Annotated in this window: 24 protein-coding genes, 1 tRNA gene and 1 pseudogene; 13 read left to right on the top strand and 13 right to left on the bottom strand. The window is 69.5% G+C overall.

Translation table 11 applies throughout. From position 1 onward, the window contains the following. Positions 1-131: 131 nt before the first annotated feature. Positions 132-1178 (bottom strand): sulfate ABC transporter substrate-binding protein, encoded by a 1047-nt coding sequence (locus F0357_RS11915; protein WP_246161441.1) that lies wholly within the window; start codon positions 1176-1178, stop codon positions 132-134. Between the two features lie 283 nt (positions 1179-1461). On the opposite strand from F0357_RS11915, the gene F0357_RS11910 reads away from it, so the two are divergent. Then, entirely contained in the window at positions 1462-2001 is a 540-nt protein-coding gene (locus F0357_RS11910) for a GNAT family N-acetyltransferase (protein ID WP_153481676.1), read from the top strand. A gap of 33 nt (positions 2002-2034) precedes the next feature. On the opposite strand, the gene F0357_RS11905 is transcribed toward F0357_RS11910, so the two are convergent. After that, positions 2035-2829, bottom strand: a complete 795-nt coding sequence (locus F0357_RS11905) for a TlpA disulfide reductase family protein (protein WP_153481674.1) — start codon at positions 2827-2829, stop codon at positions 2035-2037. A gap of 54 nt (positions 2830-2883) precedes the next feature. Here F0357_RS11905 and argH point away from each other — a divergent pair, with 54 nt between their 5' ends. The 6 genes from argH (at position 2884) to F0357_RS11875 (ending at position 10010) form a co-directional block, all read left to right on the top strand. Further along, on the top strand, positions 2884-4293 hold the full coding sequence (gene argH / locus F0357_RS11900) for an argininosuccinate lyase (protein WP_153481670.1): 1410 nt from the start codon (positions 2884-2886) through the stop codon (positions 4291-4293). 170 nt (positions 4294-4463) lie between these two features. Next, positions 4464-4703, top strand: a complete 240-nt coding sequence (locus tag F0357_RS11895) for a lipoprotein (protein ID WP_153481662.1) — start codon at positions 4464-4466, stop codon at positions 4701-4703. Positions 4704-4787: 84 nt separating this feature from the next. Beyond that, a complete protein-coding gene (gene lysA, locus F0357_RS11890; RefSeq protein WP_312861555.1) occupies positions 4788-6062 on the top strand; it encodes a diaminopimelate decarboxylase in 1275 nt (424 codons plus the stop codon). Positions 6063-6289: 227 nt separating this feature from the next. Then, a complete protein-coding gene (locus F0357_RS11885; protein ID WP_153481656.1) occupies positions 6290-9004 on the top strand; it encodes a TIGR02302 family protein in 2715 nt (904 codons plus the stop codon). A gap of 197 nt (positions 9005-9201) precedes the next feature. After that, a complete protein-coding gene (locus F0357_RS11880) occupies positions 9202-9633 on the top strand; it encodes an Hsp20 family protein (protein ID WP_153481653.1) in 432 nt (143 codons plus the stop codon). Between the two features lie 101 nt (positions 9634-9734). Then, positions 9735-10010, top strand: a complete 276-nt coding sequence (locus F0357_RS11875; RefSeq protein ID WP_153486776.1) for a BQ00720 family protein — start codon at positions 9735-9737, stop codon at positions 10008-10010. A 269-nt stretch (positions 10011-10279) separates the two neighbouring features. Here the strand turns inward: F0357_RS11875 and ptsN are convergent, their stop codons facing one another. The 8 genes from ptsN to F0357_RS11835 form a co-directional block, all read right to left on the bottom strand. Next, positions 10280-10744 carry a PTS IIA-like nitrogen regulatory protein PtsN gene (ptsN, locus tag F0357_RS11870; protein ID WP_153481650.1) on the bottom strand — a complete coding sequence of 155 codons (465 nt, stop codon included), beginning with the start codon at positions 10742-10744 and terminating at the stop codon, positions 10280-10282. Between the two features lie 250 nt (positions 10745-10994). Next, positions 10995-11582, bottom strand: a complete 588-nt coding sequence (hpf, locus tag F0357_RS11865; protein WP_153481642.1) for a ribosome hibernation-promoting factor, HPF/YfiA family — start codon at positions 11580-11582, stop codon at positions 10995-10997. A 155-nt stretch (positions 11583-11737) separates the two neighbouring features. Further along, positions 11738-13324 (bottom strand): RNA polymerase factor sigma-54, encoded by a 1587-nt coding sequence (gene rpoN / locus F0357_RS11860; RefSeq protein ID WP_153481635.1) that lies wholly within the window; start codon positions 13322-13324, stop codon positions 11738-11740. Positions 13325-13457: 133 nt separating this feature from the next. Next, positions 13458-14201, bottom strand: coding sequence for an LPS export ABC transporter ATP-binding protein (gene lptB / locus F0357_RS11855; protein WP_153486773.1), 744 nt, complete (start codon positions 14199-14201; stop codon positions 13458-13460). Positions 14202-14417: 216 nt separating this feature from the next. Then, the gene (locus tag F0357_RS11850; RefSeq protein WP_153481633.1) at positions 14418-15188 is read right to left on the bottom strand and encodes an LptA/OstA family protein; all 771 of its coding nucleotides are present in this window, start codon (positions 15186-15188) and stop codon (positions 14418-14420) included. After that, on the bottom strand, positions 15185-15961 hold the full coding sequence (gene lptC, locus F0357_RS11845) for an LPS export ABC transporter periplasmic protein LptC (RefSeq protein ID WP_153481628.1): 777 nt from the start codon (positions 15959-15961) through the stop codon (positions 15185-15187). The genes F0357_RS11850 and lptC overlap by 4 nt, the downstream gene beginning before the upstream one ends. 157 nt (positions 15962-16118) lie before the next feature. Beyond that, a complete protein-coding gene (locus F0357_RS11840; RefSeq protein WP_153481625.1) occupies positions 16119-16733 on the bottom strand; it encodes a ribonuclease D in 615 nt (204 codons plus the stop codon). A gap of 253 nt (positions 16734-16986) precedes the next feature. Further along, positions 16987-17946: an antibiotic biosynthesis monooxygenase gene (locus F0357_RS11835; RefSeq protein WP_208948305.1), complete on the bottom strand. Its 960-nt coding sequence runs from the start codon at positions 17944-17946 to the stop codon at positions 16987-16989. 191 nt (positions 17947-18137) lie between these two features. Here F0357_RS11835 and F0357_RS11830 point away from each other — a divergent pair, with 191 nt between their 5' ends. Then, on the top strand, positions 18138-18878 hold the full coding sequence (locus F0357_RS11830; RefSeq protein WP_153481618.1) for a cysteine hydrolase family protein: 741 nt from the start codon (positions 18138-18140) through the stop codon (positions 18876-18878). 78 nt (positions 18879-18956) lie between these two features. Here the strand turns inward: F0357_RS11830 and F0357_RS11825 are convergent, their stop codons facing one another. Beyond that, a complete protein-coding gene (locus F0357_RS11825) occupies positions 18957-19718 on the bottom strand; it encodes an SDR family NAD(P)-dependent oxidoreductase (protein WP_153481614.1) in 762 nt (253 codons plus the stop codon). A 100-nt stretch (positions 19719-19818) separates the two neighbouring features. Here F0357_RS11825 and F0357_RS11820 point away from each other — a divergent pair, with 100 nt between their 5' ends. Then, a complete protein-coding gene (locus F0357_RS11820; protein ID WP_153481611.1) occupies positions 19819-20715 on the top strand; it encodes a LysR family transcriptional regulator in 897 nt (298 codons plus the stop codon). 194 nt (positions 20716-20909) lie between these two features. Here the strand turns inward: F0357_RS11820 and F0357_RS11815 are convergent. Beyond that, positions 20910-20994, bottom strand: a tRNA-Leu gene (locus F0357_RS11815). Positions 20995-21176: 182 nt separating this feature from the next. On the opposite strand from F0357_RS11815, the gene F0357_RS11810 reads away from it, so the two are divergent. Next, positions 21177-22184 carry a complex I NDUFA9 subunit family protein gene (locus F0357_RS11810; protein WP_153481609.1) on the top strand — a complete coding sequence of 336 codons (1008 nt, stop codon included), beginning with the start codon at positions 21177-21179 and terminating at the stop codon, positions 22182-22184. 673 nt (positions 22185-22857) lie between these two features. Here F0357_RS11810 and F0357_RS11805 read toward each other — a convergent pair. Then, positions 22858-23661: pseudogene (locus tag F0357_RS11805) on the bottom strand (undecaprenyl-diphosphate phosphatase); the annotation flags it as partial. Positions 23662-23894: 233 nt separating this feature from the next. On the opposite strand from F0357_RS11805, the gene F0357_RS24525 reads away from it, so the two are divergent. The 3 genes from F0357_RS24525 (at position 23895) to F0357_RS11790 (ending at position 26805) form a co-directional block, all read left to right on the top strand. Then, positions 23895-24587, top strand: a complete 693-nt coding sequence (locus tag F0357_RS24525) for a glutathione S-transferase family protein (protein ID WP_153481606.1) — start codon at positions 23895-23897, stop codon at positions 24585-24587. After that, complete coding sequence (queG, locus tag F0357_RS11795) at positions 24584-25714, top strand: tRNA epoxyqueuosine(34) reductase QueG (protein WP_246161654.1); 1131 nt, start codon at positions 24584-24586, stop codon at positions 25712-25714. Before F0357_RS24525 ends, queG begins: the two co-directional genes overlap by 4 nt. Before the next feature lie 116 nt (positions 25715-25830). Next, on the top strand, positions 25831-26805 hold the full coding sequence (locus tag F0357_RS11790) for an SDR family oxidoreductase (protein WP_246161440.1): 975 nt from the start codon (positions 25831-25833) through the stop codon (positions 26803-26805). Positions 26806-26845: the final 40 nt, after the last annotated feature.

Here is a 26845-nt window from a genome sequence, read left to right as displayed (position 1 = left end):
TTTCACGTCCGTTGCGATCCTTCGGGCCTCTCCCGCTTCATCCTCGACGAGGGGAGCGCCCGGGTCCTTCGTTCGGTAGCGATAACCGGACGGGCGGCGCCGGGAAAGCGCCGCGCCCGTCGGGGCCGGCCTTATTGGGCCGGCTTGTAGATCTGGTCGAACACGCCGCCGTCGGCAAACTGGGTCTTCTGCACCTTCGCCCAGCCGCCGAAGATCGGGTCGTCGATCGTCACCAGCGGCACGTCCGGGAAGCGCTTCAGGTCGGCCGCATCGACCGCGGAGGGATCGCTCGGGCGGTAATAGTTCTTGGCGATGAGGACCTGGCCCTCCTTCGAATAGAGATATTCGAGATAGGCCTGCGCCACCTTGCGGGTGCCCTTGGCGTCGACGTTGCCGTCCACCACGGCGACCGGGGGCTCGGCCTTGATCGAGATCGAGGGAACGACGATCTCGAAGGAATCCGGCCCGAGCTCGTTGATGGCGAGGAAGGCCTCGTTCTCCCAGGCGAGCAGCACGTCGCCGATCTGGCGCTGCACGAAGGTGGTGGTGGCGCCGCGGGCGCCGGAATCGAGCACCGGCACGTGCTTGAAGAGGTCGGCGATGTAGGCCTTCACCTTGGTCTCGTCGCCGCCGTATTCCTTGTTGGCCCACGCCCACGCAGCGAGGTAGTTCCAGCGCGCGCCGCCCGAGGTCTTCGGGTTCGGGGTGATGACCTGGACGCCGTCCTTCACGAGGTCCGGCCAGTCCTTGATGCCCTTCGGGTTGCCCTTGCGCACCAGGAACACGATCGTCGAGGTGTAGGGGGCCGAATTGTGCGGCAGGCGCGAGGCCCAATCCGCCGGGATCTTGCCCGTCTTCTTGGCGATGGCGTCGATGTCGGCGGCGAGCGCCAGCGTCACCACATCAGCCGGCAGGCCGTCGATCACGGCGCGCGCCTGTGCGCCGGAGCCGCCGTTCGAGGTCTTGATGGTGACCGTCTCGCCCGTGGTCTCCTTCCAGTGCTTGGCGAAGACCTCGTTGTAGGCCTTGTACAATTCGCGGGTCGGATCGTACGAGACGTTGAGGAGCTGCTGATCGGCGAGCACGGGACCCGCTCCGATTGCAGCCGCAAGGGCGAGACCGCCGGCGCCCGCGAGGATGGAGCGCCGCGTAGAATAAAGCAGTCGTGAAAGAGCCATCGTAGCCATCCCCGAGGAAATCTGTTCCTCCAGAATGTCTATTAACCCGATGGAGTTTGTCAAGCGTACCCGGTTGTGCCCGTCGCGCGGAGAGCCGCCGACAGGCAAGGGTCGCCGAGCCGAATTTTACCCGCCGACGCCGCGCGCCGGCTGCCCGGTTCTCTCGAAGGCGCGGTTCGCAGAAAACGGTGATCGCGGGCGTGGCTGGAAATCGAACGGTTTTCTTTTTTGAACGCGGGGTCTACCGAGGGCCGCGACGCGCGACCACCCGGAAGGGAACGCCATGAACGACCCGATCGACCGCCCTGTCCGGCTCGAAACCGAGCGGCTCGTGCTCGATGCGCACGGCACCGGGCATTTCGAGGCGTTGTGTGTGCTTTGGAGCGATCCGCAGGTGGTGCGCCACATCGGCAAGCCCTCGACGCCGACCGAGTGCTGGGCCCGGCTGCTGCGCTATCGCGGGCTGTGGGCGCTGCTCGGCTTCGGCTATTGGGCAGTGACGGAGAAGGCGAGCGGACGCTTCGTCGGCGATCTCGGCTTCGCTGATTTCCACCGGCCGATCGATCCGCCGATCCATGGGCTTCCCGAGGCGGGCTGGGTTCTCGCGCCGTGGGCGCAAGGCCGGGGCTATGCGAGCGAGGCGCTCGCCGCCGCGCTCGGCTGGCTCGACGGCACGACGGCGCATCGGCGGACCGCCTGCCTCATCGCCCCGGAGAACCGCGCCTCGGTGCGCGTCGCCGAGAAGGCGGGCTTCCGCTTCCAATACAATGTGCGCTTCATGGAGGAGGACACGCTGTTCCTCACCCGCGACCGCCCGGCCTGACGGGCCGGGCTCGCGCCCGGCGGCATCGCGGCATCAGTGCCCTTCGGCCGGCTTCTCGCCGCCCTCTTCGCCCGCGGGCTTGGCGTGCCCGCCCTCGCCGCCCTCGGCCGCCGCCTCCGGCTTCGGACCGTCGAGCAGCGCCTGGATCACCGTCGTGCCGTCCTTGCTGTCCCAGGCCGCCGGCCCGTGCAGCACGGCGACCACGCAGCCCGGCGCCTTGACGAGCAGGCTCGTCGGCAGCCCGACCGCCCGACCGCGGGTCTTCAGCGTGTTGAAGACGCCCATCGTCGGGTCGTAGTTGAGGCTGAGATCGGTGATCTGGTTGTCGGTCATGAAGCGCTGGACGCGGCCGTCGTCCCGGGTGTCGACGTTGATCGCGATGACCTGGAAGCGATCCTGGCCCATCTGCGCCTCGAGCCGGTTGAGCGCCGGCATCTCCTCGCGGCACGGCACGCACCAGGTCGCCCACAGATTGACCAGGGCGACCGAGTCCGGAACTGTCGACAATTCGGTGGCGAGAGTGGTCGGCCGGCGGTCGCCGCGGCGATAAGTGAGGTCGCCGACATAGGTCGGCTCGCCCGAGGTGATGAGGCCGGCGAGTTCGCCCACCGCGAGCGGCGTCAGCGTCTTCGACAGGGCACCCGCGTCGGCGCACCGGGTCGCTTCGCCGTTGCCAGAGAAGCCGCCCATCACGTATACCGCGCCGAGCCCGCCGGCGGACCCTGCGACGACGACCGCGGCGGCGATCGTCAAGATGAAGCTCAGCTTCGAGCCCTTCTTGGTCGGCGCCGCATCGACGTCCGCGCCCTTCTTGCCGGCCTTGGCCATTCAAATTCTCTCCGGATCGTCACGAACTTCAACTGCGTCGAGGGACTTCAGACCATGAGCAACCGCATGTGGGGCGGCCGCTTCGCCTCCGGCCCCGACGCCATCATGGCCGAAATCAACGCCTCGATCGATTTCGACAAAACCCTCTACAGGCAGGACATCGCCGGGTCCAAGGCCCATGTCGCCATGCTCGCCCAGCAGGGCATCATCGCGGCGGAGGACGCGCGTGCGATCGACGCGGGCCTCGACGCGGTGAAGACCGAGATCGACGAGGGACGTTTCGTCTTCTCGCGCGAGCTCGAAGACATCCACATGAACGTCGAATCCCGCCTCGCCGAGCTGATCGGCCCGGCGGCGGGCCGGCTGCACACCGCCCGCTCGCGCAACGACCAGGTGGCGACGGATTTCCGCCTCTGGGTGCGCGACACCATCGACGATCTCGACGCCGCCCTCGCCGATCTTCTCCAGGCGCTCGCCGAGAAGGCCGAAAGCCACGCCGCGACCGTGATGCCGGGCTTCACCCATCTGCAATCCGCGCAGCCGGTCACGTTCGGTCATCATCTCCTCGCCTATGCCGAAATGGTCGGGCGCGACCGCGGCCGCCTCGCCGACGCCCGCAAGCGTCTGAACGAATGCCCGCTCGGCTCGGCCGCGCTCGCGGGAACCTCGTTCCCGATCGACCGCTTCGCCACCGCCCACGCCCTTGGATTCGACCGGCCGGGCGCAAACTCGCTCGACGGCGTTTCCGATCGCGACTTTGCCCTAGAAACCTTGTCTGCGGCTGCCATCGCCGCGGTGCACCTGTCGCGCCTCGCGGAAGAAATCGTGATCTGGTGCTCGGCGCAGTTCGGCTTCGTGCGCCTGTCCGACCGTTTCACCACCGGCTCCTCGATCATGCCGCAGAAGCGCAATCCCGACGCGGCCGAGCTGGTGCGCGCCAAGACCGGCCGCATCGTCGGCGCGCTCAACACCCTCCTCATCGTCATGAAGGGCCTGCCGATGGCCTACGCGAAGGACATGCAGGAGGACAAGGAGCCGACCTTCGACGCGCTCTCGAGCCTCTCGCTCGCCATCGCCGCGACCGCGGGCATGGTGCGCGATCTCGAGCCCGACGTGAAGGCGCTGCGCAAGGCCGCCGGCCAGGGCTATTCCACCGCGACCGATCTCGCCGATTGGCTGGTGCGGGTCGTCGGCATGCCGTTCCGCGAGGCGCACCACGTCACCGGCCGGGCCGTCGCCGCCGCCGCGGAGAAGGGCATCGCCCTCGACAAGCTGCCTCTCGAGGCGCTGCAGGCGATCGACGCCCGCATCACCGCCGAGGTCTACGATGTGCTCACCGTGGAGCGTTCGGTGAAGAGCCGCACGAGCTACGGCGGCACCGCGCCGCAGAATGTCCGCCGTGCCGCCCGCACCTGGCTGAAACGGCTCACCAAGGAAGCGGCCGCGAAAGCGGGCGCGGTCTGAAGGACGCGCGTCGGCGATTGCCACGGCGGCCCGTTTCGGCTCATGTGGTGACGCTTTTCACCGAAGACTCGCGGAGCGCCGCCGGCGCTGCGCCCCCGAATTCGAACGCTCGGGCCTGTCCCGTGCCGCCGGAATGCACCGGCGGGCGGGCCGTGGACCAGGAGGACGCCGTGCCCCGCCGCTTTGCTTCCGACCGTACCGCTTTCGGGCGCAACGTCGCTCGCCTCGGCCTCGCGCTCGCTTTGGTCGCGGCCGGGCTCTCGCTCGGGGGCTGCGGACGCCGCGGCGCGACCGAGCTGCCGGCGGGCGTCGAGCCGCCGCCGGGCGTGTCACCGGACGGCAACGGCTCCTACGCGCCGAGCACGCCCTTCATCCTCGATCCGATCCTGACGACGCCGAAAAAATCGTGACGGTCCCGACCTGAACCGGCGGCGCGCCGCGCGTCGCCGGGCGTCCCGCCTCCCCGTCTTCGCGCTGCCCCCGGAAGTCCCCCCGTGAACAGACACTTCTCCTATGTCGGCGGCATCCTCCACGCCGAATCGGTGCCGCTGCCCGCCATCGCGACCGCGGTCGACACGCCGGTCTACGTCTATTCGACCGCCGCGATCGCCGAGAACTACACCCGCTTCGCAGGCGCCGTCGCCGACCTGCCCTCGCTCGTCTGCTACGCCATGAAGGCGAACTCCAACCAGGCGGTGCTGACCCTGCTCGCCGGTCTCGGCGCCGGCATGGACGTCGTCTCCGAGGGCGAATTGCGGCGCGCGCGCGCCGCCGGCGTGCCGGGCGAGCGGATCGTGTTCTCCGGCGTCGCCAAGTCCGCCCGCGAGATGGCCTACGCGATCGGCGAGGACATCCTCTGCTTCAACGTCGAATCGGTCCCCGAGCTCGACCTCCTCTCGCAGGTCGCGCAATCGATGGGCCGCACCGCCCGGGTGTCGCTGCGCATCAACCCGGACGTCGACGCCAAGACCCACGCCAAGATCGCGACCGGCAAGGCGGAGAACAAGTTCGGCATCCCCTGGCACGACGCCCGCGAGGTCTATCGCCGCGCCGCCGCGCTACCGCGCCTCGCGGTAACCGGCATCGACGCCCACATCGGCTCGCAGATCACCGAACTCGCGCCCTTCGAGGCGGCCTTCGCCCGGCTCGCCGAGCTCGTCAGCGTGCTGCGCTCCGACGGCCACGCCATCCACCATCTCGATCTCGGCGGCGGCCTCGGCATTGCCTACCGCGAGGACAGCGAGGTCCCCGAGGCGACCGCCTATGCGGCCGTGGTGCATCGCCATGCCCACGCCCTCGATTGCCGCATCCTGTTCGAGCCGGGGCGGCTCCTCGTCGGCAATGCCGGCATCCTCCTCACCCGCGTCGTCTATCTGAAGCACGGTGCGGCGAAGTCGTTCGTCATCGTCGATGCCGGCATGAACGACCTCATCCGGCCGACCCTCTACGAGGCCCACCACGAGATCCGCACCGTGGCCGAGGCCGCCGTCGGGGCGGAGCGCACGATCGTCGACGTCGTCGGGCCGGTGTGCGAATCCGGCGATTTCCTGGCCCAGGCGCGCCCACTGCCACCGGTCACCGGGGGTGACCTCATCGCCATCCTGTCCGCCGGGGCCTATGGCGCGGTGCAGGCCGGGACCTATAACAGTCGACTGCTGGTGCCCGAGGTGATGGTGTCGGGCGACCGTTTCGAGGTCGTCCGCCCCCGCTCCTCCTACGAGGCGCTGATCGGGCTCGACCAGGTGCCGTCGTGGATCGCCGGGGCCTGACGGGCGGGCGCGCAAAAAATCTGCAAAAACGGCCGCCCGATTCTCGCCGCCGTGGCCTGCGACGCTTATTCTTATCATTCGCGGTCCGCCCGGCGGCCCGCGAGCATCGGCAGGGCGAGTCGGTGCCTTTCGCGCCCTGAGCGTCGTGCGGAGCCTCCGCGCGGGCCTTCGGGATCGATCAATCCGCCTGCGCCGGATCGGGCGCGGCGCGAGGATGGGATGGCCCGATGGCCGAACCCGTGAGCCCGATGGCAGACGACGAGCGCCCGGTCGGCCCGGCCGAGCAGCGCGTCGCCGTGCTCGTGGCCCGGGCGGCCCGCTCGCTCCTGTGGGAGCGGCTGTGGCCGCGGCTCGCCCTCACCCTCGGCATTCTAGCCCTCTTCGTCGCCGTGTCCTGGCTCGGCCTGTGGCTCGCGATCGGCCCGTGGCCGCGGCTCGCCGTGCTCGTCGTGTTCGCCGGCGCGCTCGTCGCGAGCCTCGGTCTCGCCGTGCGCACCCGCCGGCCGTCGCGCGCCGAGGCGGTGCACCGCATCGAGGCGGTGTCGGGCCTGCCGCACCGCCCGCTCACCACCCTGGAAGACAAGCCCGCCGCGACCTTGAGCCCGGCTGCGTCCGCCCTGTGGGAGGCCCACCGCCGCCGCGCGGTCGAGCGCCTCGCGGCGCTCGCGCCCGGCTTTCCCCGCCCCGCCCTCTATCGCCACGACCCGTGGGCCCTGCGCGCGCTGGTCGGCATGGCGCTGTTCGTCGGACTCTTCGCCGGCTACGGATCCTACGGCGAGCGTATCGAGAGCGCCTTCCGGCCGTTCGGACCGCTCGGCGAGGCGAAACCGATCCGCCTCGACGCCTGGATCACCCCGCCCGGCTATACGGGTCGGGCGCCGATCTTCCTGACCGGCGACGCCGCCGCGGCGACCGACCGGATCGTCAAGGTGCCCGCGGGCAGCGAGCTCGTCGTGCGCGTCCACGGTGCGCCGGACGCCGCCGTGACCTTCGCCGACGCCAACGGCGAGCGCCCGCTGGAGCCGACACCGGCCGCGAAGCCGGAGGCCGGCAAGGATGCGGACAAGGAAACCGGCAAGCCCCCCGCCCCGGCGGCCGCCCCTGCGACGGCTGCGGCCGATCAGGTCGAGCGCAAAGCCAAGCTCACCGGCGACGGCACGGTGAAGGTGACGAACGGTGGCGACGAGCTCGCCCGCTGGTCGCTCGCCGTCGATCCGGACCACCCACCGACCATCAAGTGGCTCGCCGATCCCCTCGGCACCCGCGCCGGCGGCGTCGAGTTCGCCTACGAGGTGAAGGACGATTACGGCATCGTCGATGCCGAGGCACGCATCACCCCGATGCCGGACCCGAACGGCGGCGATCCGGCCGCCCGGCGCCCGCTTGTCGACGCGCCGAAGGTCCGCCTCAGCCTCCCCGCCGGCGGCAAGGCCGGCGCGGCGAAGACGGTCGCGGACTTGACGAAGCATCCTTATGCCGGCTCGACCGTCGCCGTCGTGCTGGTCGCCCGCGACGAGGCGGGCCACGAGGCGGTGACACCGCCGGTCACGATCACTCTGCCCGAGCACCCGTTCCGCGAGCCGCTCGCCCGCGCGGTGATCGAGCAGCGCCGCAACCTCGCCCTCGACGCCCGCGCGCAGCCCACCGCGATCACCTCGCTCGACGCCCTGATGCTGGCGCCGGAGGGCATCTTCCCGACCACGACGTCCTATCTCGGCACCCGCCTCGCCTATCAGCACCTCGCGGCGGCGACGACGGACGCGCAGTTGAAGCCGATCCTCGACGAATTGTGGGACCTCGCGATCGCGATCGACGACGGCAGCCACGCCGCCGCGGCGCAGGCGCTGCGCGACGCCCAGGAGCGGCTGAAGCAGGCGATCCGCAACGGTGCCTCGGACGAGGAGATCGCCCGGCTCACCGACGAACTCCGCCAGGCGATGCAGACTTATCTGCGCGAGCTCGCCGAGGAGATGCGGCGCAACCCGCAGGCGCCCCAGCAGGGCAACCAGAACGCCCGCACGGTCACGCCCAAGGACCTCGACGAAATGCTGCGCAAGGCCGAGGAACTGGCGCGCACCGGCTCGCCCGAGGCGGCCGAGCAGCTCCTCTCCGAACTCCAGCAGATGCTGGAGGGCCTCCAGATGGCCCGTCCGGGTCAGCCCGGCCAGCAGGGTCAGGGCTCGGAGCAGTCCCAGCAGCTCGACAAGCTCGGCCGCATGATCCAGGAGCAGCAGCGGCTGATGGACGAGACCTACAATCTCGACCGTCAGAACCCCGGCAACGGCGACGGCGAGACGGGCCAGCCCGGCGGCGGCGACCGCCAGCAGCGCCTGAAACAGCTCCAGGATCGCCAGGACGCCCTCAACCGCGACCTTCAGGACCTGATGAAGCGGCTCGGCCCCGGCCAGCGCGGCGACCAGAGGGGCGAGGGGCAAGGCGGTCAGGCCGAAGGGCAGGGTCAGCAGGGGCAAGGCCAGCAGCAGGGACAAGGCCAGAGCGGCCAGGGCCAAGGCGAGCCGGGGCAGAGTGCTCAGGGCCAGGGCGGCAATCCGGGCGATGCGCTCGGCGACGCTGGCCGCGCCATGGGCGAAGCCGGCAATGCGCTCGGCCGCGGCGAATCGAGCGACGCGGTGGACCGCCAGGGCGAGGCGCTCGAAGCGCTGCGCAAGGGCGCCCAATCGCTGGCCGAGCAGATGGCCCGCGAGAACGGCGACGAGCAGGGTGCGCCCGGGGAAGGCGGCACGGCGTCCGGCGACGAGGATCCGCTCGGCCGCTCGAGCCGCAGCCGTGGCACCGATTTCGGCTCAAGCGTGAAGGTGCCGGACGCGATCGACATCCAGCGGGCACGCCGCATCCTCGACGAACTGCGCCGCCGGCTCGGCGAGCTCGGCCGCTCGCAGCTCGAGCTCGATTATCTCGACCGCCTGCTGCCCCGCGACTGAGCCGCGCGCCTTTCAGCGTGCGCCAGGCCCGCCCGCTTGAACCGCTGCGGCGGGCAGACCATATTCGGGTCACGGGACAGCGACTTCGACCGAATCGCAAAGCCCTCCGGATGCCGCCAGACGGGTCCGGCCCGTGCCTGCGCCCCGTGCGGGGCACGGAACGAGAAGAAAGCCGCTTGCTCACGAGGGCTCGTCCGATGTCGCGTATGACGACCTTTTCCAGTCCGTTCCTGCTCGGCTTCGACGAGATCGAGCGGGCGCTCGACCGCGTCTCGAAAGCGGCGAGCGACGGTTATCCGCCTTACAATATCGAGCGTCTGCCGCCCCGCGGGGGCCACGGCGACGTGTTGCGGATCACGCTGGCGGTCGCCGGCTTCACCCGCGACCAGCTCGACCTGACGCTGGAAGAGAACCAGCTCGTCATCCGCGGCCGTCAGATCGACGACGACAAGACCCGGCAATTCCTCCATCGCGGCATCGCCGCCCGGCAGTTCCAACGCACCTTCGTTCTCGCCGAAGGGATCGAGATCCTCGGCGCGGAGTTGAAGGATGGACTGCTGGCGATCGACCTCGCGCGGCCGGAGCCGGAACGCATCGTGCGGAAAATCCAGATCGCGTGCGGCGACTGACGGCAGGGTGCGGGAGCGCATCCAAGCCTTTGCTCACAAGCCGTTGCTCACGGGATGATCCCGCCAGACCGGGGGATCGAAAGGAGCGAGTCATGAACGACATGCACCACGACCGGAAGCCCGAGGTGAATGCCTCGCCGAATGACCTGTCGCCGGAGAACCTGGCGGCGATCGGCACCGGTCACATCACCTACATCAAGGCGCTGCGCTCGGAAGACGTGGCGCGAATCTTCCCGCAGGCGCCCGCGCTGCAGCCGGGCCTCGACCTGTTCGCGCTGCTCGCCGCCGACGGGACGCCGATTCTGCTCACCGACAGCCGCGAAGCGGCGGTCGCCAATGCGGCCGAGCACGACATGGTGACGGTGAGCGTCCACTGACGGGCGCGTCGTAGGCGGGGACGTGCGTCGACCGAGACGGCGCATACGTGCACCCTTCCCTTCTCCCCGCTGGCGGGGAGAAGGTGGCCGATAGGCCGGATGAGGGGATTTTTTTGAAGAAGATCGCGGACGCGCCTTGAGCCGGGCTCAGCCCCTCATCCGCCCCTGCGGGGCACCTTCTCCCCGACGGGGAGAAGGAAGAGGGGTGACCCAAAAGAGCGCCGTCCCGCGGCGGGCCTCACATGAGCCAGGCGTGGCCGCAGGGCCGCTCAGGCGGCGTTCGAGGCGAGCGGCTGGGTCAGCAGCGAATAGATCGCGGTCGCGTCGGTGGTGGCGCGCAATTTGGCGGCGATTGCCCCGTCACGCAGCACACGGGCGATCCGGGCGAGCGCCTTGAGGTGGTCGGCGCCGGCGCCCTCGGGCGCGAGTAGCAGGAAAATGAGATCGACCGGCTCGTCATCGAGCGCTTCGAAATCGATGGCGCGATCGAGCCGGGCGAACACGCCGACGATGCGCTTCAAGTCTGGCATCTTGCCGTGGGGAATGGCGACGCCGTGGCCGACCCCGGTGGAGCCGAGCCGCTCGCGCTGGAGCAGCGTTTCCAACACGGTGCGGCCATCGAGCCCCGCGATCACCGCCGCCTTCTCCGCCAGTTCCTGGAGAGCCTGCTTCTTGCTGCCCGCCTTGAGCGCGGGGACGATGCCCTCCACGCTCAAGAGATCACTCAGATCCATCGCCTGATCTCCTTCCGACCCGGGTCGGCTGGGCGTCCTCTCCCGGCCGGCAGGTTCGCCGGCAAAGCGCGCGTTGGACAGGACGCGTCGCAGGGGAGACGCAGCAAGGTTCATGCCCGCCGTGCTGTGCAGTACGGGCTCGGCCACGCGGGCCGCTCCGGCCGACGACAATGCCGGACGAAGCCATCCTAGAGCTTTCATTCGTCGCCTCGTGCCGGCCGCGGGGGAGACCGCGGGCCGGCGGGTTGCCTCAGGCTCCGTTGGGCGTCGCAATGAGGGCCGGATCGATCCAGCTCACGTTGCCGTCCGCACGGCGGAACACGACGTTCACGCCGCCGTGGGCCGCATTGCGGAACACCACCACCGGAGCTTCGGTCAGGTCCAGCTCCATCACCGCCATGCCGACGGTCATCGTCTTGATGCGGGTCGAGGTCTCGGCAATCACCAGCGGGCTGTGGTCCGCCGGCAGTTCCTCTTCGGTCTCCGTCGAGGCCAGCACGTAGGCGGCGGCCTCGAGGGCACCGGACGCCTGGTCGTGGTGGCCGTGGCGGCCGCGCAGCCGGCTCTTGTAGCGGCGCAGGCGCTTCTCGATGCGATCGGCCGTCGCGTCGAAGCTCTGATAAGCGTCGTGGGCGACCGCACTCGATTTCAGGACGATGCCGGTATCGAGGTGGATCGAGCAATCCGTTCGGAAGGCGCTGCCCTCCGGCTCGACCGTGGCGTGCCCGTTGTAGCCGCCCTCGAAATATTTGCCCACGATCTCGCTGATGCGAGTCTCGATGCGGCTCCGCAGGGCCTCACCGATGTCGATGTTCTTTCCCGAAACGCGCAGCGTCATCGGATCCTCTGATCGGCCCGCTCGATCCGGCTCGACGGAGCCGTCGCCGGGCTCGCTTTTCCTTCCCGGACCGTCGGGCCGGGCGTGACCGACGCGGCGTTCTATCAGGGCCCGAGGCAGAGTCAACGCCGCATCATTGCCTCAATGGTTAAGCCTCAAGAGGCCCGCTGACCAGCGGCCTTTTCGCGCCGGCGCTCCATCGAAGAGGCAATTCCAAGTGATTCCCGATATTTAGCGACGGTTCGGCGGGCAATCTCCACGCCATCCTCGCGCAACCTATGCACGATCGCGTCGTCCGAGAGGATCTCCGCCGGCGATTCGGCCTCGATCAGGCGGCGGATGCGGTGGCGCACCGCCTCGGCCGAATGGGCCTCGCCGCCGTCGGCGGAGGCGATCGCCGCGGTGAAGAAGAACTTCAACTCGAAGATGCCCCGCGTCGTCGCCATGTACTTGTTGGCGGTGACGCGGCTCACCGTCGATTCGTGCATGCCGGTCTCGGCGGCGATGGTCTTGAGGTTGAGCGGCCGCAGGTGCGCGACGCCGTGGCGGAAGAAGGCGTCCTGCTGGCGCACGATCTCGGTCGCCACCTTGAGGATCGTCTTGGCGCGCTGGTCGAGGCTCTTCACCAGCCAGTTCGCCGTCTGGAGGCAGTCAGCAAAATAGCTGCGCTCGGTCGCCGAGCGCGCGGTGCGGGCGACGGTGGCGTGATAGGAGCGGTTGACCAGCACCCGCGGTAGGGCGTCGGTGTTGAGCTCGACGCGGTAGCCGTCGGCGGTCGGGCGCACGAGCACGTCCGGCACCACGGTCTGCACCGCATCGGACGGGGCGTAGGCGAGGCCGGGCTTCGGATCGAGCGCCTTGAGTTCGGCGAGCATCTCCTCGAGATCCTCGTCGTCGACGCTGCACAGCCGCTTGAGCCGCGCGCGGTCGTGGCGGGCGACGAGATCGAGATGGTCGATCAGCGCCCGCATCGCCGGATCGAGGCGGTTGCGCTCGGCGAGCTGGATGGTCAGGCATTCGGCGAGGGAACGCGCGCCGACGCCCGACGGCTCGAAGCGCTGGACGATGGCAAGAACGCGAGAGACGGCGAGAACGTCGATCCCGAGTTGGGCGGCGATGTCTCCGATCTCGGCGCGCAGGTAGCCGGCATCGTCGATCGCCTCGATCAGCGCCTGACCGACGATGCGCTCGACGGGGTCGCGCACCATGAGGGCGAGTTGCGCGATCAGATGGTCGTAGAGCGTCGGCCGGCCGGCGGCGAAGGAATCGAAATCGATGTCCTCCCCTCCGCCTCCCGTGCCGCTCCAGGCCTCGCCGGTGAGGCGTCCCGGATCGAGATCGCGGGGCTCGTTGGCGGTTCGCGAATCGTCGGGGAAGAGGTCGCCGAGGGCGACGTCGAGTTCGCGGCCGGCCGGTTCGGTGATGCCCGGCGCGCGTTCCAGGTCGCGGTCGAAGCCTTCGGGCCGTTCGGTGGCCTCGCCACGGTCGCCGGGATCGGGGGAGAAATCCGCCCCCCCATCGGAGCCACCCTCATCCCGCCCGCCGTCCGCACCGTCGGACCCCGGCGCGGCGCCCTCCGGCGCCTCGTCGCGTTCGAGGAGGGGATTGCGCTCGAGCTCGGCGTCGACGAAGGCGTTGAGGTCGAGGCTCGACAATTGCAGAAGCTTGATCGCCTGCATCAACTGCGGCGTCATCACGAGCGACTGGGTCTGTCGGAACTCGAGCTTCTGCGAAAGCGCCATCACCCCAACTCACTTGGGCGCCAAACCACTCCGGCGGCCCAGCCGACGGCTCGACGCCTGTCGGTTGCCCCAACCGCGCCTTGGTCCGTTTCTTGCCTGTCTCTCTTTTCGTTAGCGCGGCGGGCCGGCGCCGTCAAAGCGTAAACTGCTCGCCGAGATAGAGGCGGCGCACGTCGGAGTTCGCCACGATGTCCGCCGGGAGCCCGTGGGTGAGCACCTTGCCGGACGCGATGATGTAGGCCCGGTCGATCAGGCCGAGGGTCTCGCGCACATTGTGGTCGGTGATGAGCACGCCGATGCCGCGGCGGGTGAGATGGCGCACCAGCATCTGGATGTCGCCGACCGCGATCGGGTCGATGCCGGCGAACGGCTCATCGAGCAGCATGAAGGAGGGCCGGCTCGCGAGCGAGCGGGCGATCTCGACGCGCCGCCGCTCGCCGCCCGACAGAGCGGTCGCAGGCTGGTCACGCAGATGCTCGACGCGGAACTCCTGGAGCAGCATTTCCAGGTCCTGATCGCGCCGGTGGCGGTCCGGCTCGATCACCTCGAGCACCGAGCGGATATTCTCCGCGACGGTCATGCCGCGAAAGATCGAGGCTTCCTGGGGCAGGTAGCCGATGCCGAGGCGGGCGCGGCGGTACATCGGCAGCTTGGTGATGTCGAAACCGTCGAGGGAGATCGCGCCGTGATCCGGACGGATGAGCCCGGTGATCATGTAGAACACCGTCGTCTTGCCGGCGCCGTTGGGCCCGAGCAGGCCGACGGCCTCGCCGCGGGAGACGGAGAGGCTGACATCGTGGACCACGGTGCGGCGGCGATAGCTCTTCGCCACGCTGCGCACGATGAGGTGACCGACCCCCTCCTCGCCTTCCCCCATGTCATTCGTGTCAGCCTGCGCCACGCGCTCTTTCCTCGCCGAATCCGGTGGGAGCGAACGGGGTGACGCCGCCGGCTCGGCCGGCTTCCGCTCGCGCGAACTGCTACGCAACAAGGTCATGCAATGATCCGAACTGGCGCGGGGACATGCGCGGGCGGCGCCCGGCTGTCGACCGGCGGTCAGGCACTCGAAAGCCGGCGGAGCGATCCGCCGGGTTCACTGCGTCTTGGATTTCGCGGCCGGCGCCCCCGGCGCGCCGCCGTTCTGCCCCTGCCCCGGAATCAGGAGCATCTGAACGCGCTTGTTCGAGGTGACGTGCGCGTTGTTGGTGACGAGGTCGACGGTGAGCTTGTCACCCTTGACCACGTTCTTGCCCTGGGTGAGCACAACATTGCCCGTCATCACGAAGGTCTGCGCCTTCGAATCGTAGATGCCGTAATTGCCCGTCGCGGACTGATCCTTCGAGGTCAGCAACACCTTGCCGATCGCCTCGAGCTTCTCGATCTGCTGGTTCTGGGCGCCGCCCCCGAGCACGCTGCCGCCCGCCGCGGGCGCGGCAGGCTCGCTTGCGGTCGCGGCGGGCGCAGCCGCGGCCTTCGCCCCGGCCTTGCTCGGCTTCGCCCCGTTCTCGGAGGTCGCGCTGCCGGCATAGTGGACGATCATCTTCTCGGTCTCGAGGGTGGAATCGCCCTGCTTGGCGATCACGTTGCCGGTGAAGATGGCGATGCCGTCCTTGTCCTTGACCTCGAGCTCGCTCGATTCGATCTGGATCGGCTGCTTGTTGTCGCCGCCGAAGCCGCCGAACGAGCCCGGCGTCTGCCCGGGCGCGGCGGCGCCGGGTGCCGTGGCTTGACCCTGGGCGAAAGCGGGAGCGGCGAGCCCGGCGAGGGCCGTCACGACGCCGAGACCCAGCGCCGCGGCCAACAAGGCGGACGGCCCGCGGCGACCCAGCGGAAGCTTCATCGAGGGGACGAGCGACAACGTCATGGGAGGGTCTCCGGCGCGGGCTGCTTGGCGGCGTTGTTCGCAGGTGCGACCTGACCGCCCTTTGCGGCAGGATGCATGGTAACCTTTACACCGCCTTTAAAGACCATAGTGCTGCCGTTCTGCGCAACGGTTCCGGCGCCGGCTTCGATCTGGCCCTGGCCGGAACGCAGCGTGAGCGGCGTCGTGCTGGAGGCGAGACCGGTCTTCAGGTCGATGTCGGCGGAGCTCATGTCGGCGCTCTGGCCGTTCGCCGCCACGATGTGGATGTCGCCGTCGAGGCGCAGCGTTTCGGCCTTGCTGTTGTAGAGGCCTTTATTCGAGGTCAGCGTCACCTTGTTGCCGTCCGCCGTCGTGATGTGCGCGGTGATCGTCTCGAGCGACATCAGCGAGGAATCGGCGATGTGCTGGATCGCCCGGTCGGCGTGGATCTGATAGACGCGCTCGCCGGCGTGGCCCGACAAGGTGGGGTTCTCCATCACGATGCCCTCGGAGGAGAGGCCGATCCCGCCGAGCTTAAAGCTGTCGGGGATCATCGACTTGACGACGCTGAAGCCGGCGACGCCGAGAAAGATCACGAGAGCGGCCAGCGGCAGCACGACCCGCAGGAGCCGGACGCGGCGACTGTGACCGCTGGCGAGACGGCGGGCCTTCTCACGGCGATAGTCGATGTCGTCCGGAATGTCGCGCGCCCCCTGCCGCGGGCCCGGCGTCGGCGCGGGCTCGTTCCGGGTCGCGTAGACGGACGGTGCCGAGCGCAACGGCGCGTCGCTCATGCCTCGCAGATCCTCGTTTGCCCCACCGGCCCCGTTGACGTCTCGCCGGGAGTTCCCCCGGGAACGCTTCCGACGAACCGGACCGAAGGCTCCGCACGGAGCCCATTATATGGCGGTCCTCCCGCGCGACCGCAAATCCGGTCGCGCGAACGGCGGCTCAAGAATGGGCGAAGATGTCTTCTTCCGGCCAGCCGGCGAGATCGAGGCGGACGCGTGTCGGCAGGAAGGCGAAGCAGGCGGCCGCGATCTCGCTGCGCTCCTCGCGGGCGAGCAGGACCTCGAGCTTATCTTTGAGGGCGTGCAGATGGAGCACGTCGGACGCCGCATAGGCGACCTGCGCCTCGGTCAGCGTCTCGGCCGCCCAATCGGAGCTCTGCTGCTGCTTCGACAGATCGACGCCGAGGAGTTCCCGGGCGAGATCCTTGAGGCCGTGGCGATCGGTGTAGGTGCGCGTCAGCCGCGAGGCGATCTTGGTGCAGAAGACCGGTCCGGCCATCACGCCGAAGGCCGCGTAGAGCACCGCGAGATCGAACCGGCCGTAATGGAAGATCTTGGTGACCGAGGCGTCGGCGAGGAGGCGCGTCAGGTTCGGCGCCTCGCGCTGACCGCGGGCGATCTGCACGATGTCCGCGCTGCCGTCGCCGGGCGAAAGCTGCACGACGCAGAGCCGGTCGCGGTGCGGATTGAGGCCGAGGGTCTCGGTGTCGATCGCGACGGAGCCGCGATAGCGGTCGAGATCGGGCAGGTCGCCACGATGCAGGCGGAAGCTCATTGGCACCTCGAACGTGCTGAGCCGGTGCCCCATCCGCGAACGGCGGACGACGCGGGCACAGAATACCAAGAAAGCGGCCCAATCCTTTGCCGGAATTGCGACCGCTCGCGGACTGCAAACTCGCCCGATTGCGCCGGTCGAGCGGCGGCACCTCGCGGCACCGTCGGCGTCGGTGCTTAGCGAAGTCCCCCCGCGCCGGCAAGGGGATTCTGCCGCCGTTTCCGGCCCTGGCCGCCTCCTTCCGGCGCTCGGCTCAGGTCCCGAGCAAAGCAGCGCCGAGCGCCATCGAGGCGGCGTAGAGCAGGGCGAGGACAGCATAGCCGGCGGCCGTCGCCCGCCCCGCGAGATCGGGGGCGAGCCAGCGGCGGAAGAGCTTGAAGGCGAGCGGCGCAAGCCACCAGCCGAGGAGTTGCGTGCAGACGAGGTTGCCGAGGAACAGGACGAGCCACAGCGGCGCGCCATGGGCGCCGAGGGCCGCACCGGGGCCGAAGCTCCACAGATAGACGAGCGGGTTCAGGACCGCGAGAACGAGGAGGTTGTTCTTCAGAATGGTCCACCCGGTCGGGGCGGCGGCGTCCCTGTCGCGGAACCAGAAATCGAAGCCGTAGCTGGTGCGCGAGAGGCGGGCGGCGACGTTGAGGGCGCCGCCCTCGGCCATCACGGCGCGCCGCTCGGCCGAGCGCAGCCAGCGCGTCAGGCTGGCGTCGCTGTCGAAGGTGAAGACGATGATCCACTCGTCCCGCACGCCGGGGACCGGCCGTTCGATCTTGTGGCGCACGAAGCCCGGATGGCGCACCTCGACCGCGTAGATCGCCTTCTGCCAGGCGAGGAAGGCCGCCTCCTTCTCGGGCGGCACGTCATAGGCGACGAAGGCGGTGGCGCCGCCGTGCGGGCGCGGGTCCTTGTCCTCCATCAGATGCACCTCCTCGTCGGTGAGAAGGTGGTCGCGGCGCGCCACGGCGAGCGCCGCCGCCCGCTCCGGGCTGTCGAGCCAGCCGCGGGCGGCGGCGGCATCGGCGAAACGGGCGATCATGATCCAGTCGAGCTGTTCGGGCGGTGCCGGCGGCACGACATCGTGGGCGACGAAGCCGGGCCGGCTCCTGAGCTGTTCGACGAGCCCGGCGAGCCACCGGCAATAGGCGGCGTAGTGCTCGTCCGCGACGCGGTGCTGGGCGATCAGCGCGACCGGTCCGCTCGGCGAAGCTTCAGTCATGCCCGTCGTCCCCCGCTCGCGCGTGCCGCCAAGCGGCGCAACGCGGACGATAACCCACGGAATGCGCAGCAGGAACAGAACAGGGACGTACCTTAGCGCCGGCTGGTTTCGCTGCCCGATTCCGCCTAGTCTCGGAGCGCCGGCGGGGATGGACGGAACACGTCGCCGCCCGCGCATGAGGGGGACCGTCGATGCCGGTGAAGGACCTTCCCGTTCTGAGCTTCGCGCGGCCGCCCGCCGCGCCGCATCTCGTGTCGTTTCCGGCAGCGCCGCAGCACGCGGAGATCGACCTCGCCCGCACAGCCCTCCTCGTCATCGACATGCAGAAGGATTTTCTGCATCCCGACGGCTGGTTTCCCCGGCTCGGCTTCGACCCGACGCCGCTCACGGCGATCGTTCCGAAGCTCGACGTCCTCGCCAAGGCGGCGCGGCGCGCCGGGGTGCAGGTGATCTGGCTGAACTGGGGCGTCCGAGCCGACCGGGCGGAACTCTCCCCGATGCTGATCGCGAAGGCCTCCGCCGGCGGCACCCGGCCGGTCTATGCCGACACGCTCGTGCCGGGCCACGGCGGCATCCTGGTCGCGAGCGAATGGGGCGCCGAACTCGTCGACGAGCTGGTGCCCGAGGCGGGCGATCTCGTGGTGCACAAGCACCGGCTGTCGGGCTTCTACGACAATGACCTCGATTCGATCCTGCGCAACCGTGGCATCGACACGCTGATCTTCTCTGGCACCAACACCGACCGCTGCGTCTTCTCCACCCTGTGCGACGCGAATTTCCGCGGCTACGGCTGCCTGATGGTGGAAGACGCCTGCGCCACCGGATCGCCGGCCTCGGTGAGCGAGGCGATCCATTATCTCGTGCGGCTCACCTACGGCGTCACGCTCACGAGCGACGATCTTCTCGCCGCCTTCGCGTCCGCAAGCGCGTGAGGCCTCCGGGCCGCGCCGACGTGAGAAGGCCCCGCGCGCACCCGCGGAGCCCCGTCCCTGCGGTTCGCACGCAGCCGGTCAGATCATCATGCCGCCCGAGACCTCGATCCGCTGGGCATTGACCCAGCGATTGTCGTCCGAGACGAGCGCCGCGATCATCGGGCCGATATCCTCCGGCACGCCGGCGCGGCCGAGCGCGGTCGCCTCGGCGACGTGGCGGTTGACCTCCGGATTGTCGCGCACGATTCCGCCGCTGAAATCGGTCGCGATGGCGCCTGGGGCGACGACGTTGACGGCGATGCCGCGCGGGCCGAACTCCTTCGCCATGTACCGGGTCAGCACTTCGACGGCCCCCTTCATCGCGCCATAGGGCGCGCGCCCGTTCATCACGATGCGGGTCAGGCCCGACGAGACGTTCACGATGCGTCCGCCGTCGGCGAGCAGCGGCAACAGCTTCTGGGTCAGGAAGAAGACGCCCTTGAAGTGCACTTCATAGAGGGCGTCGAGCTCCTCTTCCGTCGTCTCCGCGATCGTCTTGCCGTGGGACGTGCCGGCATTGTTGACGAGGATGTCGAAGCGCTCGGCCCCCCAGTCCGCGAGCACGCCGCGGACCGCGCCGACGAATGCGTCGAAGCCCGCGACCTTGCCGGTGTCGAGTTGCAGCGCCGCGGCCGGGGCGCCGAGCTGCGCGGTCTCCGTGAGCACGTCGTCGGCCGCCGCGCGGTTGGCGTTGTAGGTGAAGATGGAGCGGACGCCCCGTTCCGCGAGGGCGAGGACGACCGCGCGGCCGAGCCCGCGACTGCCGCCGGTGATGATGGCGATCCGTGTCCTGTCTGTCATGACGGCCTCCTAAGTTGCGCGTCCCTGACTTAGAGCCGATCGCCCGGCGCGATTAGGCCGCGTTGTTCGACATCATTATTCTGGCGTACAAAACAATCTCATGGATCGACTCACCTCGATGGAATTGTTCAAGCGGATCGTCGAGCGCCGCAGCTTCAGTGCCGCGGCGGCGGAGATGGGGCTCTCCCGCCCGGTGGCCACGACGACGATTAAGGCGCTCGAAACCCGACTCGGCGTGCGCCTGCTCCAGCGCTCGACCCGCCACGTCGCCCCGACCCCGGAGGGCGCCACCTATTATGAGCGCTGCGTGCGCATCCTGAACGACATCGAGGATGCAGATCAGGGTGTCGGCGGGGTGGTGCGCGGGCTGTTGAAGATCGATGTGCCGGGCACCTTGGCGCGCGAGATTCTGGTACCGCGCCTACCGGACTTTCTGGCCCGTCATCCGGGCCTCGCCATCCAGGTCGGCGAAGGCGAGCGATTCGTCGATCTCGTCCGCGAGGGCTTCGACTGCGTGGTGCGGGCCGGGGATCTCGCCGAGAACGGGATGGTCTTCCGGCGGCTCGGCTTTTTCCGAGAAATCACGTGCGCGGCCCCGGCTTATCTCGCGCGGCACGGGATTCCGGCGACGCCGGACGATCTCGACGGCCACGAGATGATCGCCTTCGTTTCATCGCGCACCCAGCAACCGCTGCCGCTCGAGTTCCACCGCGACGGCCGCGTCGTCGAGGTGGTGCTGCCGGCCCGAGTCATGGTGATGAGCGCCGACGTCAACGCGGCGGCCGTGCGCGCCGGCCTCGGCCTGATGCAGGCGCCACGCCATCGCTTCGCCGAGGACCTCGCCTCGGGCGCCCTGATCGAAGTGCTCGCCGATTATGCGCCGGCCCCGACGCCACTCTCAATCGTTTATCCGAGCAGCCGCCAGCTTTCGCCGCGGGTTCGCGTGTTCATCGATTGGGCGGTCGAGGTGATCAGCCCCTATCTCGAGGCGCAATGAGGCCGTCCCGCGGCATCGCGGGTCCCCTCACAGACGTCGCGAAAGGATGGGGAAAGCGCCGGCGGCAAACACGGGCGCACAATAAGACACGGCACGACCGCCGCGCCAGATGCGGCCACCGGTCGTTCGGACGATCTCATGGTCTCGGGGGGGAGACCGCAGCGGACGGCGCGAAGCCGTCTTCACATGCGGATTGGTGCCCAGGAGAGGACTCGAACCTCCACGCCTCGCGGCACAGGTACCTGAAACCTGCGCGTCTACCAATTCCGCCACCTGGGCGACGGCGGGTTGTCTAGGGCCGCCCCGCGCGCTTGTCAATCGGCCCTGCACCACAAAGCAGGGGGTGGCGCTCACGCGTGCGCTGTACAGCGAGGCGGCGCTCGGGTTAGAGACATTCCGAAAGATGCAGTGCCGGCCGTTTCTTCCCCCAAAGCGGCCGTCCGGGCTCGAAGAGGTACGCGATGGCTGAAGCGTTGAAGGAACAGGTCGTCACCATATTCGGCGGTTCCGGCTTCATCGGGCGCCATGTGGTCCGCGCGCTGGCGCACCGCGGCTACCGCGTGCGCCCGGCCGTGCGCCGGCCCGACCTCGCCGGCTACCTCCAGACCCTCGGCATGGCCGGTCAGGTTCTCCCGGTCCAGGCCAACCTTCGCTATCGCTGGTCGGTCGACCGCGCGGTGGAAGGCGCCTCGGCGGTCGTGAACCTGGTCGGCATCCTCGCCGAAGGCGGGCGTCAGAGCTTCGAGGCGGTCCAGGCGTTCGGGGCCCGTGCCGTCGCCGAGGCGACCCGCGGCGCCGGCATCGGCACCTTCGTCCACGTCTCGGCGATCGGCGCCGACGCGAACTCCCCGTCGTCCTATGCCCGCACCAAGGCGAAGGGCGAGGCGGCCGTGCGCGAGGTCGTGCCGGAGGCCGTCATCATGCGGCCCTCGCTGGTGTTCGGGCCGGAGGACGGCTTCTTCAACCTGTTCGGCTCGCTCGCCCGCAGCCTGCCCTTCCTGCCGGTGATCGGCGGCGACACCAAGGCGCAGCCGGTGTTCGTCGGCGACGTCGCCACGGCCATCGCCGACGCGGTCGAAGCCGGCATCCGCCGCACCGCCCATTTCTCCGACCCGTCGCCGGTGAAGGCCGGCACGACCTACGAGCTCGGCGGTCCGGAAGTGAAGACCTTCCACGAGTTGATTGCCCTCGTGAACGAGCAGACCGGCCGCAAGCGCCCGCTGATCGGCATCCCGGCCGGCCTCGCCAAGCTCCAGGCCTCGGTGCTCCAGCTCCTGCCGAACCCGATGCTCACCGTCGATCAGGTGAAGCTGCTCCAGCACGACAACGTCGTGTCGGCGGCGGCCGCCGCCGAGGGCCGCACCCTCGAAGGCCTCGGCATCGCCCCGACCTCGCTCGCCGCGATCCTGCCGACCTACCTCACCCAGTACCGCCCGCACGGCCAGTACGACACCCGCCTGACGGCTTAAGGAGGCGGGCGGCGGATTGCGCCGTCGTTCGGGGCTCTCGTCTGACGATGTCGGGGTCTCGTGCGGGAGCTGTTGAGGTCTCGTGCGCGGCGCGCACCCCACCCCGCCGGCTGCGCCGGCGACCCTCCCCCTGACAGGGGAGGGTGGGGCGCCGTGATGATTTGAGGCGGGCCGTCATTATTTGAAGCGGTCGGTGGGGCCCTTGCAGCGGCCCAAAGCACACGGCTTCACCCTCCCCTGCCAGGGGGAGGGTCGGCGCGAAGCGCCGGGGTGGGGTTACGCCGCGGGCGAGACGCCCCATCAAACCGCAAGCGAGGCGCTCAGGCCCCGCTCACACACGCGCCCCTCACTTCTTCTTCTGATTGAAGATCGAGAAGCTCTGGTCGAACATCGAGCCGTTCTGAGCGCCGTTGCCGCTCGCGGGCGGCAGCGCGTTGTTCGTCGGCGCCTGAGTCGCCGGTGCGGCGGCGGGCGGCGGGGTCTCGGCCGGGGTCGCCGGAGCGACGGGGACGGTCGCGACGGGGGCATCGGCCGCGCCGGACGAATCGGGCTTCAGCGGGAAATCGGAATTCGGCGCAGCGACCCGGATCGTCTTGGTCACGACCGTGCGCGGGGCATCGGGCGAGGAGGCCTCGCCGCCGGTGCCGCCCAAGAAGCCGCTGCGGGCGAAATCGCCCGTCGCCCACAAGGCGAGCAGGCCGAGGACGCCGATCACGATCCGCCAATAGGCGAACGGCGCGAAGCCGTGGCGGGAGACGAAATCGAGGAGCCGGCGCACCACCACGAGGGCGGCGAGGAAGGCCGCGACGAAGCCGATCGCCACGATCAGCGCGTCGTTCCACGAGAGCGCGTCGCGGTTCTTGTAGAGATCGTAGGCGAAGGCGCCCGCCATCGTCGGCATGGCGAGGAAGAACGAGAACTCCGCCGCCGAGCGCTTGTCGGCCTTGAAGAGCAGCGCGCCGACGATCGTCGAGCCCGACCGCGACATGCCCGGCACCAGCGCCAGCACCTGGAAGCAGCCGATCACCAAGGCGAGCCAGAGCGGATAATCGTAGGCGCTGCCATAGCGCGGACGCAGCGGCAGCCGGTCGATGACGAGCAGCACGATGCCGCCGAGGAGCAGCGTCGTGCAGATCAGCCCGGGCGATTCGAACAGCACCCGCTTGATGAAATCGTGGGCGAGCACACCGATGATCGCCGCCGGCAGGAAGGCGACGAACACGCCGAGCGTGAAGCGCCGGGCGCGGCGGCTCACCGGCAGCGCCAGCGCGACGGAGCGCAGGCGGCCGAAATAGACGACGAGCAGCGCCAGGATGGCACCGAGCTGGATCAGCACCTCGAAGGCGCGCCCTGTGCTCTTGAAACCGAGGAAATGGCCGACGAGCAGCAGGTGGCCCGTGGACGAGACCGGAATGAACTCGGTCAGCCCCTCGACCAGACCGAGCACCACCGCGTCGACCAGCGTCTTCACGTCCATCGCGATCACATCCTCATGAGACCGGCCCTCGTCGCCGCTCGAGATGGCGAGCGTATGGCCACGAGCGCGACGGCGAACTTATTTTCGTGACTGGCTAATTTCGCAAGCCGGGTTGACCTTGTGCGTGGTTGTCCGCGACGGTCGGTGGCACTATAGACGACCGGCAACGCGCCGCATCACGTCGGGCGGGATGTTCCCGTCGGGACGACGCGACTCACCTCCCCACGCGATCGATGCTCACCCTCTATCATTATCCTTTTTCGCCCGCTTGCCGTTTTGTCCGCCTGATCCTCGCCGAGTACGGGGTTCGGCACGAACTGGTGCTCGAACGTCACTGGGAGCGGCGCAAGCAGCTTCTGGCGATGAATCCGGGCGGCTTTCTTCCCGTGGCGGTGGAAAATGACGGCCCGCCGATCGTCGGCGCCGGCCCCATTCTCGAATATCTCGACGAGACGCGCGGCTATGCCCAGGGCGAGAAGCGGCTGATGCCGGACCATCCCGACCGCCGCGCCGAGACGCGCCGGCTCGTCGAATGGTTCCTGCAGAAATTCGAAGACGAGGTGATCGGCCATCTCGTCCACGAGCGCATCTACAAGCTCGACATGCCGACCGCGCTCGGCGGCGGTGCGCCCGAATCGGCGGTGCTGCGCGTCGCGCGGGCCAACATGCGCCACCATATGCGCTATATCGAATATCTGACCGGCACCCGGAACTGGCTCGCCGGCGACCACATCACCTTCGCCGACCTCGCGGCCGCGGCGGAGCTGTCGTGTGCCGATTATCTGGGCGAGGTGCCGTGGGCCGAGAACGACCACGCCAAGACCTGGTATGCGCGGGTGAAGTCCCGCCCCTCGTTCCGTCCGCTGCTCGGCGAGACGGTGCGCGGCATGCCGCCGGTGCCGAGCTACCAGGATCTGGACTTCTGAAGCCCGCCGCGGCCGCGGCGCACCTGCGCCGCCGCGCCGCCGAGCTCGGCTTCGATTCCTGCCGGATCGCCGCCCCCCAATCGTCCCCTGAACAGGCCGAGCGCCTCGCAACCTTCCTCGCCGCCGGCCGCCACGGCACGATGGACTGGCTCGCCGAAGAGCCGGAGCGACGCGCCGACCCCCGCGCTCTGTGGCCCGAGGTCCGCGCCGTCGTGATGCTCGGGGTGAATTACGGCCCCGCAGCCGACGCCTGGGCGGCGCTCGCACGGCCCGAATGCGGGGTCGTCTCCGTCTATGCCCGCAACCGCGATTATCACGACGTCATCAAGGGCCGCCTCAAGATGCTCGGCCAGAGCCTCGCGGCCCGGGCCGGCGGCAGCTTCAAGGTGTTCGTCGACACCGCACCGGTGATGGAAAAGCCGCTCGCCGCCCGCGCCGGGCTCGGCTGGCAGGGCAAGCACACCAACCTCGTTTCCCGCGACTTCGGCTCCTGGCTCTTTCTCGGTGCGCTGTTCACCACGCTCGAATTGCCGCCGGATGCGCCGGAGAGCGATCATTGCGGCCGCTGCCGGGCCTGCCTCGACGCCTGCCCGACCGACGCCTTCCCGGCGCCGTATCAGATCGATCCGCGACGCTGCGTCTCCTATCTGACGATCGAGCACAAGGGTCCGATCGACCGCGCCCTGCGCCGCGGCATCGGCAACCGCATCTATGGCTGCGACGATTGTCTCGCCGCCTGCCCGTGGAACAAGTTCGCCGAGGCCGGGCGGGAGACGAAGCTCGCCGCGCGGGACGATCTCGCCGCGCCCGCCTTGGCCGATCTCGCCGAGCTCGACGACGCGGCCTTCCGCGCGCGCTTCTCCGGCTCCCCGATCAAGCGCATCGGACGCGACCGCTTCGTGCGCAACGTCCTGATCGCGATCGGCAATTCCGGCGACGCGGGATTTCTGCCGATCCTCGCCCGCCGTCTCGGCGACGGCTCGGCGCTGGTGCGCGGGGCGGCGGTGTGGGCGCTGGCGCGCCTCGCAACGCCGGACGCGTTCGACGCGGCCCGCGCCCGCCACCTTGCCGCCGAGAACGATGCGAACGTGCGGGACGAATGGAGGCTCGGCGCCGATGACATCTGAGCCGATGCCGCCCGCTTGTCGTATGAGTCTCGCCGTGGCGTTACCGCTTTGAAAAGCTCGGCCTCGCCGTGCGTCCGGCCTAGTGCCCCGTTTGGTGTCTTGGAGATCGCCTGCCGATGAGTGACGAGACCCGCCTCCCCCTCGCCGCGTCTCCCGCGTCTCCCGCGTCCGCGGCCGACGGCGATCCGCTCGCGGCGTTCGACGGCGCCCGGGTCGTGGTGGTCGGCTGCGGCTATTCGGGATCGGCCTTCCTGCGGCGCATCGCCGGCCGCGCGACCTCGGTCGTCGCGACGAGCCGCAGCCCGCGGCGCTTCCCGGAGCTCGCCGCCCTCGGCGCCACGCCGATCGCCTATGACGGCGCCGGCCCGTCCGCCGACCTCGCGGCGGCGCTCGCCGAGGCGAGCCACGTCGTCGCCTCGGCGCCGCCGGACGCCGACGGGGATCCGCTGTTGCGCCATCACCGGGCCGATCTCGTCGCCGCGCCGTCGCTCGTGTGGATGGGCTATTATTCGACCGTCGGGGTCTACGGCGACCATGGCGGCGCCTGGGTCGACGAGACCAGCGAATGCCGGCCGACGGCCGAGCGCGGCGTGCGGCGCATCGAGGCGGAGAGCGCCTGGCTCGACCTCGCGGAAGGCGACGGCGTCCCCGTCGCGGTCATGCGCCTCGCCGGCATCTACGGTCCTGGCCGCAACGCCTTCGTCAATCTCGCCGACGGCAGCGCGAAACGGGTGGTGAAGGTGGGCCAGAAGTTCAGCCGCATCCATGTCGGCGACATCGCCGGGGCGACCATCGCCGCCGCGGCCGCGCTCGCCTCCGGCCTGTTCAACATCTGCGACGACGAGCCGGCCCCGCCCCAGGACGTCGTCGCCTACGCCGCGACGCTGATGGGCATCGCGCCGCCGCCGGAGGTGCCGTTCGAAAATGCGGAGCTGAGCCCCATGGCGCGCTCGTTCTACAGCGAGAGCCGCCAGGTCTCGAACGCCAAGCTGCGCACCGCGCTCGGCTACGCGATGCTCTACCCGACCTATCGCGAGGCCCTCGAGACGATGTGGCGGGACGGCACATGGCGCGACGAGGCCGCCGCCTGACGCCGGCGCATCGTGGTTGCACCTCTTCTTGACAGAAGGT

Origin of the sequence: Segnochrobactrum spirostomi, from assembly GCF_009600605.1 — a bacterium.
In the GTDB taxonomy this organism is placed as follows: Bacteria; Pseudomonadota; Alphaproteobacteria; order Rhizobiales; family Segnochrobactraceae; genus Segnochrobactrum; species Segnochrobactrum spirostomi.
Note: the sequence above shows the minus strand (reverse complement) of the source record. Positions and strands in the feature narration are given on the sequence as shown.